Source organism: Mesorhizobium sp. P2_H9, assembly GCF_056403215.1.
The window spans coordinates 40,490-55,090 of sequence record NZ_JBFUFX010000018.1 but is presented as its reverse complement, the minus strand read 5'-3'; the positions used below and the strand labels follow the sequence as shown (position 1 = coordinate 55,090).

Annotated in this window: 12 protein-coding genes; 7 read left to right on the top strand and 5 right to left on the bottom strand. The window is 62.9% G+C overall.

Going from position 1 to position 14,601, the window contains the following annotated elements; genetic code table 11:
- Positions 1-139 precede the first annotated feature (139 nt).
- From AC1DXN_RS27685 to AC1DXN_RS27670, 4 genes are all read left to right on the top strand, one after another.
- On the top strand, positions 140-1,393 hold the full coding sequence (locus tag AC1DXN_RS27685) for a GGDEF domain-containing protein (protein WP_477277571.1): 1,254 nt from the start codon (positions 140-142) through the stop codon (positions 1,391-1,393).
- A gap of 832 nt (positions 1,394-2,225) precedes the next feature.
- Positions 2,226-2,711 (top strand): Csu type fimbrial protein, encoded by a 486-nt coding sequence (locus tag AC1DXN_RS27680; RefSeq protein ID WP_477277569.1) that lies wholly within the window; start codon positions 2,226-2,228, stop codon positions 2,709-2,711.
- A 26-nt stretch (positions 2,712-2,737) separates the two neighbouring features.
- Positions 2,738-3,469, top strand: a complete 732-nt coding sequence (locus AC1DXN_RS27675; protein ID WP_477277567.1) for a fimbrial biogenesis chaperone — start codon at positions 2,738-2,740, stop codon at positions 3,467-3,469.
- Positions 3,466-5,853 (top strand): fimbria/pilus outer membrane usher protein, encoded by a 2,388-nt coding sequence (locus AC1DXN_RS27670; RefSeq protein ID WP_477277565.1) that lies wholly within the window; start codon positions 3,466-3,468, stop codon positions 5,851-5,853. Before AC1DXN_RS27675 ends, AC1DXN_RS27670 begins: the two co-directional genes overlap by 4 nt.
- Positions 5,854-5,878: 25 nt before the next feature.
- On the opposite strand, the gene AC1DXN_RS27665 is transcribed toward AC1DXN_RS27670, so the two are convergent.
- The 3 genes from AC1DXN_RS27665 to AC1DXN_RS27655 form a co-directional block, all read right to left on the bottom strand.
- Positions 5,879-6,910: a Csu type fimbrial protein gene (locus AC1DXN_RS27665; protein ID WP_477277563.1), complete on the bottom strand. Its 1,032-nt coding sequence runs from the start codon at positions 6,908-6,910 to the stop codon at positions 5,879-5,881.
- Between the two features lie 77 nt (positions 6,911-6,987).
- Positions 6,988-7,515 carry a carboxymuconolactone decarboxylase family protein gene (locus tag AC1DXN_RS27660; RefSeq protein WP_477277561.1) on the bottom strand — a complete coding sequence of 176 codons (528 nt, stop codon included), beginning with the start codon at positions 7,513-7,515 and terminating at the stop codon, positions 6,988-6,990.
- 24 nt (positions 7,516-7,539) lie between these two features.
- Entirely contained in the window at positions 7,540-7,965 is a 426-nt protein-coding gene (locus AC1DXN_RS27655; RefSeq protein WP_477277559.1) for an OsmC family protein, read from the bottom strand.
- Positions 7,966-8,252: 287 nt separating this feature from the next.
- On the opposite strand from AC1DXN_RS27655, the gene AC1DXN_RS27650 reads away from it, so the two are divergent.
- Entirely contained in the window at positions 8,253-10,688 is a 2,436-nt protein-coding gene (locus tag AC1DXN_RS27650; RefSeq protein WP_477277557.1) for a putative bifunctional diguanylate cyclase/phosphodiesterase, read from the top strand.
- Between the two features lie 106 nt (positions 10,689-10,794).
- Entirely contained in the window at positions 10,795-11,457 is a 663-nt protein-coding gene (locus AC1DXN_RS27645; RefSeq protein WP_477277555.1) for a phytochelatin synthase family protein, read from the top strand.
- Between the two features lie 34 nt (positions 11,458-11,491).
- Here the strand turns inward: AC1DXN_RS27645 and AC1DXN_RS27640 are convergent, their stop codons facing one another.
- Positions 11,492-12,982 (bottom strand): AMP-binding protein, encoded by a 1,491-nt coding sequence (locus AC1DXN_RS27640; protein WP_477277669.1) that lies wholly within the window; start codon positions 12,980-12,982, stop codon positions 11,492-11,494.
- A 45-nt stretch (positions 12,983-13,027) separates the two neighbouring features.
- Entirely contained in the window at positions 13,028-13,843 is an 816-nt protein-coding gene (locus AC1DXN_RS27635) for a p-hydroxycinnamoyl CoA hydratase/lyase (protein WP_477277553.1), read from the bottom strand.
- Positions 13,844-13,966: 123 nt separating this feature from the next.
- Here AC1DXN_RS27635 and AC1DXN_RS27630 point away from each other — a divergent pair, with 123 nt between their 5' ends.
- Positions 13,967-14,419, top strand: a complete 453-nt coding sequence (locus tag AC1DXN_RS27630) for a MarR family winged helix-turn-helix transcriptional regulator (RefSeq protein WP_477277551.1) — start codon at positions 13,967-13,969, stop codon at positions 14,417-14,419.
- The last annotated feature ends 182 nt before the right edge of the window (positions 14,420-14,601 follow it).

Below are 14,601 nucleotides of genomic sequence, written 5' to 3'. Positions count from 1 at the left end.
CCGTCAAGCGCCTCGGCCGCAGGCGGCAAACCAAGGCCCTCGCGGCACCGATTTGTCGCTTTACCGAATTTTCAGCAAGGTCTCGGATGCTCGCGGCGGCGTTGACGCGCCGCGAAGCTGGCATAGAGGCAGGACGCCGATGGACCGGAACCTTATCGACGCACCGCCATTGGCGATGGACGCAGACAGCATCGAGGCGGGACGCCTTGACGCGCTCGACCGTTTTGACGTGATGGATACGCCGCGCGAGGAAGCGTTCGACCGCATCACGCGCCTGATCAGGAATATCTTCGACCTGCCGATCGCCATCGTTTCGATGATCGATGGCCACAGGCAGTGGTACAAAGCCTATGACGGGCTGGGCAACCGCGAAGTCGATCGCAACGAGACCTTTTGCAAATACACCGTGCAGGAACTGCTGCCGGTCATTGTTCCCGATGCGCGCGACGATATGCGTTTTGCACACAATCCGAGCGTCACCGGCGATCCACATATCCGCTTCTATGCCGGCGTGCCCTTGCGCACAGGCGATGGCCACAACATCGGCACGGTGTGCGCCATTGGTTACGAACCGCGTCAGTTCAGTGCGCGGGAAACCGCGATCCTTTCTGATCTCGCACAGCTGGCGATGGATGCGCTCGAACTGCGCCAGCTTGCCGCCGTCGACGGCCTGACCGGCGTCCTGTCGCGTCGCGCCTTCAAGGAACAGGGCGCCCATGCCCTGGCGCTGGCGCAACGCCACAAGCACAATCTGGCGTGCATCGCCTTCGACCTCGATCATTTCAAATCGATCAATGACCAATATGGCCATGCCACCGGCGACAAGGTTCTCACGGCCGTTGCCAAGGCATGCCGGGAACACCTTCGCGGCAGCGACCTGTTCGGACGCCTGGGCGGCGAGGAATTCGCGCTGTTGCTGCCGCATACCGATCGCCACAGCATGATCGGCGTCGCCGAAAAGCTGCGCACCGCCATTGGCGAGATCGTGGTCACCCAGGGGCTGTCGAAGATAGCCGTCACCGCCAGCTTCGGCATGGCAGGGCTCGATCCACTGACGCCGGAAATCGACACGCTGCTCGCCAATGCCGATGCAGCGCTCTACGAGGCCAAGGCCGCCGGCCGCAACCGATGCATTGCCTGGCGCCCGGCAACCGACGCCCCCAAAAGCCCGCGCCGTCGCGTGCTTAAGGCTGGACGCATCGTATTCAACAATCGCATGTCGTCGATCGACTGCACGGTGAGGACGCTGGCCGAAGATGCCGCCGGCCTCGACGTGACCAGCGCCGTCGGCGTGCCCGAGGTCTTCAACCTGGCGATCAGGTCGGACGGGTTCGAGACGCGCTGTCGCGTCGTCTCGCAGACCGAGCGGCACATCGAGGTGGAATTCTGCTGAGACGGGCGTGATCGCCGCAAGCCCCTTTTTGCCCTGCCATCACGGCGCGTCAGACTCTAGTCTCCTCCCGCCCGCCTGATCGTTTCCCGGTTTGCCCGGAGAACGTCGAGATATATTTGCTTTGCCTTCGCATCTGCAAAACAGAAGAACCTGAGCAACTCGTTGGCACGATCTTCCAAAGCACGGAACGCGGGAGCCTCCTTGGTTCCCTCACTTGGCGCGATCGAGCGCAAAAACATCGTGAAACGGCCCTCCATCCTTTGACGACGAAACAACTACTCTTTGCATTTTTCCGGCGACATAGAAGGTCGATACCCTCGACCGCCCGCCCCTGGTATTTGCGTCGCTCGTTTCCAGAAGCCCGTCTCCTGCCTGAGCAGGGCATTCGACAGAGACCCTTAGGAAGTCGCTGTCTGCAAAAGACGACCCCCCTCCCGTCGCTGAGAAAACTAGCAGGAATGCCAGCTTTTTCAAATTCAGTTCCGAACGGTTGGACATCTTCAACATGCCTTCGGTTGCCGCCTCGCCTCATGCCTTCTTCCGATAAGGCTCCAACTCCGGGTCGAGGTCGACCCGCATCGCATTGGTGCACACCATGGTCGCCACCATGATGTCGTCCATTTGATGAAGATGCCGGAGCGGCGACTTTGCGCCCGGCCAACGCCTGCTGCGGTGTGCTGGTCGGCGGCGCCGCGTTTCGTAAGAACCTTCTAAATAATAAATAGCTTATTAACCAAGATCGAACATATTTCGGTTCGGCCCATATCTACGGCCTCGTTGCCTCCAACCCCGCCTCACCTCTCCCTGAACCTATCGAAAAGGACCTCGTCGAATGTGGCGGAAAACAGCAGCATGCCTCGCGATCATGGCACTTTTCGGCGGCGAGGCGCGCGCCACGACAACAACCGCTTCCATGGCCGTGCAGATGACCATCACCGCATCCTGCACCATCGCCGGCGCTTCAACGATGAACTTCGGTTCGTCCGGGGTCATTGCGGCCAACGTCGACCAGACATCCACGGTCCAGGTTCAATGCACGAACACGACACCCTACAACATTGGTCTGGACGCGGGCATCGGGTCGGGCGCGACTGTCGCCGCACGCAAGATGACCAACGGCGCCGCCACGATCACTTATTCTCTTTTCAGCGACAGCGGCAGAACGACTGTCTGGGGCAACACTATCGGGACGAACACCGTGTCGGCGACCGGTTCCGGCGCTTCCCAGAGCTATACCGTGTATGGACGCGTGCCGGCGCAATCAACGCCTGCGCCAGCCGTCTATACGGACACCGTGACGGTCACCGTAACGTACTAGGACGTTCTACATTTGGGGGGCTACAGATGAAATGGGCAAGGCTGGCTTCGGCTTTGGCGGGAGTACTGCTGTTCGGCGGCACGCAGGTCCGCGCGGATTCCCTCCAGGTGCAACCTGCTCTCGTTGATGTCGTCGCTCCCGGCGCGGCGTCGACGATCACGTTGCGCAATGGGGGAGCGACGCCGAGCAACGTGCAGATCCGGGTCTTCCGCTGGTCGCAAGTCAATGGCCAGGAAACCCTGCAGCCGACCGAGGATGTGGTTGCCTCTCCTCCCGCCGTCACGCTCCTGCCTGGCGCCGACTACGTCGCACGCATCGTGCGCGTGGCGAAACGCCCGGTGTCGGGCGAGGAAACCTATCGCCTGTTCGTCGATGAGCTCCCGGACGCCCGCGGCGCCAAGACCGGCACCGTGAGATTGCTGGTTCGCCAATCGATCCCTGTCTTCTTCGGTTCGCCGCAGAGAACGCCACCGGCCGTCGACTGGACGGTGTCGAAGCAAGACGGCCGGCTGATCGTTTTGGCCAACAACAGGGGCGGCACGCATCTGCGCATCTCGGCACTCTCGCTGCGCGACGCAAGCGGACACAAAATTTCACTTGGAGCTGGGCTGATCGGCTATGCGCTCGGCCAATCGACCATGCGGTGGGTGGCACCAATTGGCGGACGCAAGTTTGCCGCCAAGGGATCGGTCTCCATCTCCGGTCAAGGCAATGAAGGCCCTTTCAACGCTGTTGCGCCGGTTGTCGCCGCTCCGTGAACGCGGCGCCGTTTCTGGCACTATCAATACTCGCCGCCACACTGACGCTAGCCAATAGGGCCGACGGGGCGGTCCAGCAGCTTCAGCTGGAAGTCTTCATCAACGGCGCTCCAACCAATCAGATCGCGGCATTCGTATCCCCCGACGGGCAGCATGTCGGCGCCAGGCCGGATGAGTTGCAAGCCCTCGGATTGGACCTCGGCAAGGGCCGATCCGCTGCCGCCACCATCATGCTCGACACGATACGGGGTTTGACCTACCGCTACGAGGTGCGGGAGCAGCGTATCTTCCTGACCATCAACGACGGCCTGCGCGGGACGATGTCCTACGACGCGGCGCCTAGCCATGAGACGCCGCCTGCCGTTCAGGCGGGGTTAGGCGGCGTTCTCAACTACAATCTGTTTGCCGCATCGCGGCAGGAGCCCGACGCCGGCGGCTTCGCCTTCAGCGGCTTTTCCACCACGCTGGACGCGCGGGCCTTTTCGCCGGCCGGCACCTTCGGCCAGTCGGCGATCCTGCGGCTGGAGGATAACGGACGCGCCGATGCATTGAGGCTCGACACCTCCTACACCTATTCCGACCCGGCGACGCTAATGACATACCAGGCTGGCGATGCGATTTCCGGCGGGTTCGCCTGGACCAGGCCGATCCGCATCGGTGGACTTCAGGCGCGCCGCAATTTCGGGCTTCGCACCGACCTGATCACCCAGCCGCTGGCATCGATCAGCGGCAGCGCGGCGGTACCGTCGACGGTCGACGTCTATGTCAACGACCTGAAGACCTATTCCCACGCCGTCGACACCGGCCCGTTCCAGATCACCGACATTCCTGTCACCACCGGCGGCGGACAGGCTGTTGTCGTACTGCGCGATGCGGCCGGCCGTGAAACGCGCACAAGCGTACCGTTCTACGCCTCGCCCAGCCTGCTGAGACCAGGGCTTTTCGACTTCTCGCTGGAGGCAGGCCTGCCCAGGCTCGGATACGCGACAACGTCCGATGCCTATGCCGTCAACCAGCCCGTCGTGTCGGCAAGCCTGAGAAAAGGCATCTTCGACTGGCTGACGCTGGAAAGCCACGCGGAGGCCAGCAGTGATCTGGTCAATGGCGGTCTCGGCATGGTGATGCGCACTGGTTCGCTCGGCGTCGCCTCGTTCGCGGTGGCCGGTAGCCATAGCGGTCCCGGCAGCGGACTGCAGTCCTATGCCTCCTACGAGATCAGGATCGGGACCTTGAGCATAAATGCCAGCTTGCAAATGACCTTCGGGGCCTACGACGATCTCGCCTCGGTCACCGATCGGCTTGAGAACAGCGGAACGCCCGGCCACGCCTTCTTCAATCTGCTGTCACTCGGGCCAGGCGCCACGGATGCATCGACCCAATCCAGGCCGCCGAAGATGGTCAACAGCATTTCCGTCGGAACCCCGCTGTCTTTCGGCGGCGGCAGCATCAGTGCAAGCTACATCGATCTGACACCGGCCAGCGGCGAAAGCTCCAGGATCGTCACCGCTTCCTATTCGCGAACGCTGCCATTCGGCTATCTCAACGCCACCGCCTTCGCAGAACTTGGCGGACACAGGAACGCCGGCCTCTTCGCCGGGCTATCGGTCCCGATCGGCGGCAATGCGATGGCATCGACGGCTGTTTCCGCCGACAAGCATGGTGTCGACCTGATCGCCGATGTGAGCAAGCCACTCGGCGAGGAACCGGGAAGCCTTGGCTGGCGGACGAGCTTCAGCCAGGACAGATCTACCGAGGGTTCCGCGGCGGTCTCCTATCGCTCTTCCCATGGACGTGCCGAGGCCGCCGTCAGCCATTCAATCTCAGGCACCACAGCGACAGCCCAGTTCGACGGGGCAATCGCAACGATGGGATCGGGCATCTTCCTGACGGACCGGATCGACGACAGTTTCGCCGTCGTCGAAACCGGCTTGCCTGGTGTCGGCGTGGTCTATGAAAACCGCCCCGTAGGTGTCACCGATGCAAGGGGCCGACTGCTGGTGCCGGGGTTACACGCCTATCAGAGGAACCAGATTGCCATCGACACGACACACCTGCCCGTCGACGCCGATGTCGCGACAACGCAGGACGTCGTCGCGCCGGCCGACCGGGCCGGTGTACGAGTGGATTTCCGGGTTCGCACCAACATCGACGCCGCGGTCCTCGTGCTGTCAGGACCGGACGGACAACCGCTCGAAGCCGGGTCACAAGGCACGATCAACGGCAACCAGGAGTTCGTCATCGGCTATGACGGGCGCGCCTATGTAAAGGGACTGACGCGTAAGAACACTGTCGTCGTCGAAACCGCCAAGGGCTCGTGCCAGGCATCGTTCGGCTACACGCCAAAAGCAAACCAGCAGGTGGTCGTCGCGGTCGCCTGCCGCTGACGCCGCAGGGGTCGCCTGCGACCCGTCAGTAGGTGACGGTCACGACGATCGTATCGCTGAACGCTCCGGGCGCAGGCGTGGTCTGCGCGGGGGCGCGGGCGTATACGGTATATGCCTGGTCCAGTCCGGTGCCGGTGCCGGCATTGGTGTCTGTGCCGATCGTGTTTCCCCAGACGCTGGTCCTGCCGCTGTCGCTGTAGAGCGAATAGGTCACGGTCTTGATGCCGCTCGTCATCTTCCTGCTGGCGACCGTGGCACCTGATCCGGTACCCGCGCTCAGCCCGATGTTGTAGGGCGTCGTGTCGGTGCAGCGAACCGTGACCGACCCCGTCGAATCTACATTGGCCGCCAGCACTCCGACGGAACCAAAATTCACATTGCTAGCGGAGACGTTGCAGTTCGCATTGATTGTCGCGGTCCAGGTGGAGCCGCTGGACGTGGCTTGCCGGGCGCCTGTCGGGCACGCCGCCGCGGTCTTGTAGTCATAGCCAGCGGCCGGAGCCGTGGTCATGGTCCAGGTATACGATCCGGGTCCCGAGGTGGTTTGGTTGGCGAACACCCGACCGTAGACCGTCAGCGTGGTCCCGGCGCTGCCGGAGGAACCCAGGCCGAGATCGTAGGTCGTCCCAGTGGGATAAAGGCCGTAAGCGGTCGTCGCCAGGCCCCAGGATCCCCAGATTGTCGTTCGCGACGGGTCGCTGTAAAGTTCATGCACCAGTCGTTCGGAACCGGAAGCCAGCCGCCGATTGCCGGCAGCGTTGGTCTGGCCGGGAGACAGTTCGACGCACAGGCGCACGGTCTGGTTGGCTGTGCCCGTGCAATTGATCGAGAAGGTCGCCGTCGTATCGTCGACGGCACCACTCAGGATGTCCACCGCTCCGTACGATCCGTTGGCGGCCGTGATGGAGCAGCTCTGGGACCAGGCCGCCTGCAGACCGAAGGCGAGAACGAGCACGACCAGCGTTGCCTGCAGGGTGCCTTTGGCAAGTCGGGTTGCCCATTGCGGCGGCCCGAATGGCTGTCGACGGTCTTCGCGAGCTGCGGCGTTGGCTTCCATTCTGTCTGCCTATCACAGCCTGTTGACGGGCAGAACGCGAAACAGCGTCGATTCACGGAAGAACAACCGGCCGCCGCTCAAGCCTTCTTCCGATAAGGCTCCAGCTCCGGATCGAGGTCGACCCGCACCGCATTGGAGAACACTGTCGTCGCCACCATGATGCCGGCGAAGGCGACGAGGTTGACCAGCACCGTCTCGTCGTAGCGGTCTTTCAACGCGTCCCAGAGCGCGTCGGGAACGGCGTTGGAATCGGTGGCGATGGCCTTGCCGAAGGCGATCAGCAGCGCCTCGTCTTTCGTCGGCGCGACGGCTTCGGGCTCGAGCCCGGCGCCGATCAGTGCACGGCGAAAGAAGGTAACCGGTATCTCGGCATGGGCGCTTTCTGAGATCGCCAGTGACAACAGCCACACCGCGCGATCGTCGAGCGCAGGCCGCAGCAAGTCGCGCAAGGTGAACCATTCGGCATAGATGCGATGCGCCACCGGCGAATGCAGCAGGATGCGCTTCATGTTGGTCATCCGGCCGCGCAGGCCGATCTCCCGGTCATGCTCGGCGCGGATTTCGGGCGAAGCGGTGGCGTAGTCGATCGGGGAGATGCGTGCCATGGGGTGGTCCTGGGTTGTCGGGCCTCAGCCACCGAGCGTGGTGTGAAGCTCCGGCGGCGTGCGCAGCGTATTGCTGACCGTGCAGATCGTTTCGGCGCCTTCCACAATCTGCCTCTTCGTCGCTTCGTCGAGATCGCCCTGGACGTCGAGCACGATCGTGAAGCGGCCGACCCGCGAGATCTCACCTTCCGCCTTTTCGCCTGAGACCTCGGCGCGAACTTCGCCGAGATTGGCGGCGACGCCCAGGCGGCTGGCGGCGACGCGGGCGCTCAGCACCATGCAGGCGGCGACCGAGGCATAAAGCAGGTCAAGCGGATTGAAGCCAGGCGCGCTGACCGCGGTGACGACATCGACACTGCCGCCGGTCGGCGTGGTGACCACAGGCAGACCGCCCGGTTGCAAGACGGCCAGCGCGCCGGTAGCCCGGGTCCTGATCTTGAGTTCACTCATCTCATATCCTTTTGGCAGCCGGGCAAACTCTCCGGCGCACACCGCGTTGCGCTTATATGGTATCGCGCTCTTTGGACATCATCGATCTCTTTCCTGCTTGCTGTGGAAGATGGCCAAGCTGTTGCGCGGCTGATCGATCGCGAGCTCGCGCCCGAGGCGGCCGAACTCCCGTTCTTGCTTCGGTATCGCAAGCGACCATCGGCTGATCCGGCAAATAAAGGCGCTCTCATTAGCGCTTCCTAAACCGTACCGCGGTATTGCTTGCCGATTGACGGTGGGAACCGCGGATGAACGCCTTCAGGCGAATGGTCGGATCTGCTCTGATCCTGCTTACCGGCACGGTGATGCTGGGGGCGCTGCACATCGACGCTCAGCGGGACTTCGCGCTGGCCAAGGAGCGCTATCTCGAAAATTCCCAGGCGACATCCAAGGCGACCGCCAAGACCGTCGAAGACGCCTTGCGGGCCATCTACGAAAACGTCCGGACCCTGGCCTATCTGCCAAGCGTGCGAAACCTCGACCGGCATGGCACGAACCTTGGCGACGAAGGCCGCGCCACGATCCAGCAGATCTACAACAACCTCGCCAGCAATGTTTCCATTTCCGAGGTCTATTTCCTGCCACTGGATTTCGACCCCGATCGCTTCGATCCGGCGACGGGCAAGCTCGAGGAGCCGATCCTCCAGTTTGACCAACTGATCGTGAATGCCAGGGCGAGGTCCGACGCCGCTGGCGACGCAAAACCTCGAAAGCTGGATGAGAATACGCTGGTCCGTCCAGCCGAAGAGGTTGAAACCTATGAATATCATGAGCTGGCCAAACAGCTTGCCTGGCTGAAGGCGAACTATCCGAATTCGAGCAACATCGACGGGCTCAACGTGCCGATCATCGGCACGAAGGAGTTGATCACCTGCGACAACACCGATTTCATCCACAGCGGCAATGACGCCGACCGATCCGGCTTTATCCTCTCGGTTCCGGTGTTCGGGCAAGATGGCAGCCTGCGTGGGTCCGTTTCGGCGATCATGCTCACCTCGGCACTCAGGAAACTGCTGCCTGGCAATGACTATGTCATCGTCAATTCGGGCTACGGCTTCGAATCCGACCAGCACCGGCTGTCCACGTCGCTGGCCGCGGATTCCAGCTCGTTCACGGCGCCCGACCAGAAGCTGATCTATTCCGAAGTCATCCCGCTTTCCCTCAATGATCCAAGAAGCGCATGGCGGCTCTGGGTCGGTTTTCCCAACAGCAGATTCGAAAGCAACATCGACGCCCAATCAGTGCGGGAGTTCGAGCTGGCAGGCTATGCCGCGGTCGCGATCGTCACCCTGCTGGCGCTGGCCTGCTGGTATGCGATCGGGCGGACGATGACGATGCAGGTCGATGCCGCCGAGACCCTGGAGCGGCGGGTGGAGGAACGCACCGCCGAGATCCAGCACCTCGCCACGCATGACATTCTCACCGGCCTGCCCAATCGCGGCCTGCTGGCCGACACGATGGACGAGGCGCTGACGAGCCTTAGGGACGGCGAGAAGCTGGCGGTCCATTGCGTCGACCTCGACCGTTTCAAGCCGGTCAACGACACGTTGGGACATCCGGTCGGCGACGAGCTTCTCGGCGCCGTGGCCAAGCGCCTGAAGCAGCAGGCCGGCGAAACCGCCATGGTGGCGAGAGTGGGCGGAGACGAGTTCGTCATCCTCCAGCTGCTGCTCGATGGCGACGAACAGGCCGGCGTGCTGGCAAGCCGGGTCATTCACGCCCTGGCAGCCGAATATTTTATCCAGGGCCACAAGGTCAACATCGGCAGCAGCATCGGCATCGCCGTTTTCCCCGACGACGGACAAAGTTCGGAAATCCTCATCCGCAATGCCGACCTCGCACTGTACAAGGCCAAGATGGAGGGACGCGGCACCTGCAGGTCGTTCGAGCCGGGAATGGACGCGCGATTGCAGGAACGTCGCCAGCTCGAAGCCGAACTGGCGCTCGGCGTGCCGAACGAAGAATTTGTTCTGCACTATCAACCGCTGCACGACGCAAAAACCTCGAAACTCACCGGCTTCGAGGCGCTGGTGCGATGGAACCATCCGCGCCTCGGCCTGCTGCCACCGTCGGAGTTCATCCATCTCGCCGAGGAGACGGGCGTCATCGGCGCGCTGGGCGAGTGGATCATGCGGCAGGCCTGCAGCGATGCGGCGAAATGGCCCCTGCCCGTCAAGGTCGCGGTCAATCTCTCGCCGGCCCAGTTCAAGCAGCAGGCGCTGCCGCTTCAGGTTGCGTCGGCACTCGCCGCTTCAAATCTACTGCCGTCGCGGCTCGAGCTGGAGATCACCGAGTCGGTGCTGCTGGCGCACAATGAGAACACCATTCAGACGCTCTACAGCCTGCGCGACCTCGGCATCAGCATCGCCATGGATGATTTCGGCACCGGCTATTCTTCGCTCAGCTATCTCAGGTCGTTCCCGTTCAACCGCATCAAGATCGATCGCAGTTTCGTCAGCCTGATGTGCGAGAGCAGCGAAAGCCGGGCTATCGTCAAGGCGGTTGCCGAACTCGGCACCACGCTGGGCATGACGACAACGGCGGAAGGTGTGGAGACCGAGGACCAGTACAGGCTGGTCAAGGAGAACGGCTGCACTGATGTCCAGGGATGGCTGTTTGGACGTCCAATGCCAGTATCCGAGGTCTACGCACTTTTCGAACAGCCGAAAGCCTTGTTGGCGTAGAGCCCGCCCCGAGGACGCTCTGCCAAGCAACGCCAACATATGGTAGTCTTGGGGCCAACACCGCAACATCGACCGACGGACAAACCGTCTGCTTCGAGGTGCAGCAATGAAGCGCCGTTTCGCTTTGGCTGTGATTGCCGGCGCTGGCCTGCTCTGTGGCGCAGCGTTTTTGATTGTCGGTCAGTCCGCAGTCTCGCCAGACGCAATCCAGTCCTCAGTCATCCGCACCCCTGAATTGATCGGCAGCGCCTGGAAGCTGCCCGTGGCCGCCACTTTCGGTGCCGACGTCACATGGCAATCGAACGGCTCACGCTGCGGTCCGGCAAGTGTTGCAAACACGTTCCGCTCGATCGGCGAAGAGGAGACGACTGAAGCCGAAGTGCTCAAGGGAACGGGAAAGTGCTGGACCGGCTTTTGCATCATCGGACTGACGCTGGATGAGCTTGCCGACGTCGCTCGGACGAACACCAAACGGAAAATCTCCGTGCTGCGGAATCTGACCGCCGACGAGTTTCGCGAGCACATGAAGCATGCCAACGACCCCGGCCGCCGCTACATCATCAACTTTACCCGAGAGATGATATTCGGCGCCGGCGGTGGTCATTTTTCACCGATCGGCGGCTATCTGGAGGCCGAGGACCTGGTTTTCGTTCTCGACGTGAATGAGCGCTACAAGCCTTGGCTGATCGAGCGTGAACGGCTGTTCTCGGCCATGGACACCATCGACAGCGATGGCGACAAGAAGCGGGGGTTGCTGCTGATCGAGTAACACGGTCGGTTTCGTAGCAAACGCGGTCCCGGCGCTACCACCCGCGCAAAATATGTTTCTGGATCTTGCCCGACGACGTGCGCGGCAGCGCTTCGGTGAGCAAAAACTCCTTAGGCACCTTGTAGCGGGCGATACGCGCCGCGCAGTGACCGGCCAGCGCCGCCGGGTCGAGGATACGGCCGGGTTTTGCCACGACGAAGGCACGGCCGACCTCGCCCCAACGCTCGTCGGCCATGCCGATGACGGCTGCTTCGGCGATGTCGGGGTGGTCGAGCAGCACCATCTCGATCTCGACCGGATAGACGTTCTCGCCGCCGGAAATGAACATGTCCTTGCGGCGGTCGACCAGGGTGACGAAGCCGTCCGCGTCCCGGCGGGCGATATCGCCGCTGCGCAACCAGCCATCGGCGGTGAAGGCGCGCGCCGTCTCTTCCGGCCGGTTCCAGTAGCCGGGCGTGACATTGGGGCCGGACAGCCATAGCTCGCCCGCCTCCCCCGGCGCGACGTCGCGGCCTTCGTCATCGACGATGCGCAGCAAGACCGATGGTCCCGGCAGGCCGGACGAACCGGCCTTGCGGGCGATCTGGCCGGCGTCGACCGGCATGCAGAGAACGGTGCCGGCCTCGGTCATGCCAAAACCGTCGGCCATGCGGATGCCTTGCTCCAGCCACCAGAGGATGTCGGCAGCCGGATTGGGTGCGCCGCCGGTGAAGATAGCGGTGAGCGAGGTCCAGTTCGCGGGCGCGAAATCCTGATGATCGCGCAGCATCCTGGCCATCTGCGGGACGCCGAAATAATGGGTAATGCCGAGTGAGGGATCGGCCAACCGGCGGTTGGTAAGGCCGGCGTGGAAGCCGGGCGAGATCAGCACCGTGCCACCCTGCAGCAGCGGCGGCCGCAGGCAGGTGATGAGACCGATGACATGGAACATGGGCGCATCGCAAAGGAAGATGCTGGCATTGCCGACCTGCCCCAAAACGCTGAAATTGACCGCGGTGGCCAACGCGTTGCGCTCGGTCAGGATGACGCCCTTGGGCCGGCCCGACGTGCCTGAGGTGTAGAGGATGATCGACGGCGCATCGTCCGCCGGCAAAGCGCGTCGTGGTGCCGGCGTTTGCGCCTCGACCGCCGCCGCGAAGGCCGCGACCTCAACCGGCGCGCAGCCTTTCGGCAGCGCAACGTCAAGAGCCGCATCGTGCAACAGCAGCACCGGATCGCAATCGGCAAGGATCGCCTGCTGCTCGGGCCCGGCCAGGCGCCAGTTGAGCGGCACGAAGATGGCGCCAAGGCGCATCGCCGCCTGCTGCAGGATCAGCAGATCGGCGCTGTTGCGGGCAAGCGTCGCGATACGCTGTCCCGGCTCGATACCATAGCCTTCTAGAACGGCCATGGCGCGCTGGATAGCCTCGTCGAGCCCGGCATAGGTCCAGCGCCGTCCGGATGCGAGATCGACGCAAGCGATACGCTCCGGCTGCGCGCTGGCGTGCAGCGCCACGGGGTCTGAAGTCCAGGCCGGCATTCGCATCTCCTCCCCGGATTGCGTCTTCACTCTCGGCTCAGTCGGTCCGGCTCATCGGGCCTTGTCGTAGGCAGCCAAGCCTGGCTTGTAGCTCTTCTCATCGATGAACTGGCGGATGCCTTCCTTGCGGCCGTCATTGTCGTAGGAGTTGGCCGCTTCCTGCGCCCGCACCAGATAGTCCTCGGCATTGTCGTAGGTCATCTCGGCGACGCGGCGGATAGCGTCCTTGGTCGCCTTCAGCGCAACCGGGTTCTTCTTCAGCAAAATGCTGGCGACCTCGGTGACGCGCGCCTTCAGGTCCACCAGCGGCAGGCTTTCATTGACCAGCTTCCAGGCGGCGGCCTGCTTGCCGTCGATGAGTTCGCCGGTCAGGGCGTGATACATGGCGTCGCGCATCGACAGGAGGTCGACCACCACCTTGGTGGCGCCGCCGCCGGGCAGGATGCCCCAGTTGATCTCGGACAGAGCGAACTGCGCCTCGTCGGCGGCGAAAGCGAGATCGCAGGCGAACAGCGGTCCATAGCCGCCACCAAAGCACCAGCCATTGACCATGGCGATGGTCGGCTTGCGGTACCAGCGCAGGCGCCGCCACCAGCCATAGGCTTCCGTTTGCGCCTTGCGCACGGCGCCCAGCCCCTTGGCCTCGGTCTCGCGAAAATATTCCTTGAGGTCCATGCCCGCCGACCAGGCGCTGCCCTCGCCCGACAGCACCAGCACGCCGACATCGTCGCGATACTCGAGCTCGTCGAGCACCTCCATCATGCGCCGGTTGAGCGGCGGATTCATGCAATTGCGCTTGTCCGGCCGGTTGAAGCGCACCCAGGCGATGCCGTTCTCGACGTCGAAGGCAACGGTCTCTTCGGTCATGGTCGTGTCCTCCCGTTCAGTCACTTGCATGGCTAATTGCTATGCAGCATAGCGATCATATCCGCTATGTCGCATAGTATTTTTTTCTTGACAAGAGCCTTGATCAAGGGGATCGGTTTCAGCATGGACGAGACAGACCTTCGCACCGATCCCGACGAGGCACTCGACGCGCAGATCGGCTACAATCTGAGGCGCGCCTCGGCCTTCGCGCTCAATGATTTCGCCGTCGAGATGGCGGAAGCGTCGCTGCGCCCGGTCACCTACGGCATGCTGGCGCTGATCGACGAAAAGCCCGGCATCCGCGCCGCCGAACTCTGCCGCCTGCTCGGCATGAAAAGCGCCAACATGGCGCCGCTGCTCGCCGAACTCGAAGAACGCGGCCTGGTCGAACGCGACGACCATGCGCAGGACAAGCGCGTGCAGGTGCTGACCCTGACCAGGGCCGCAACAGAAGCCATGCCGGCTTGGCGCCGGCAGGTGCGCCGGCACGAGGACCGCTTCCTCCACCGGCTGACGAAAAAGGAACGGGCGACATTGCTTCGGTTGCTGCGCTTGATCTGGACAGATGAGGACTGAGTTTTCCGACAAGCGGCGTCACTGGCCATTGTCGTGCCGCCACCGATCTCACAGAAGATTCTTTTCGAAGAAGACGATAGGGACGCATCCTGCCAGACTGATTCAGGTTGTTTCACCTCCATCTGTCAGGAGCCTTCGCCGGGACCGATTCCGGTTTTCATCGGCCCGCGCTAGACTGGCGG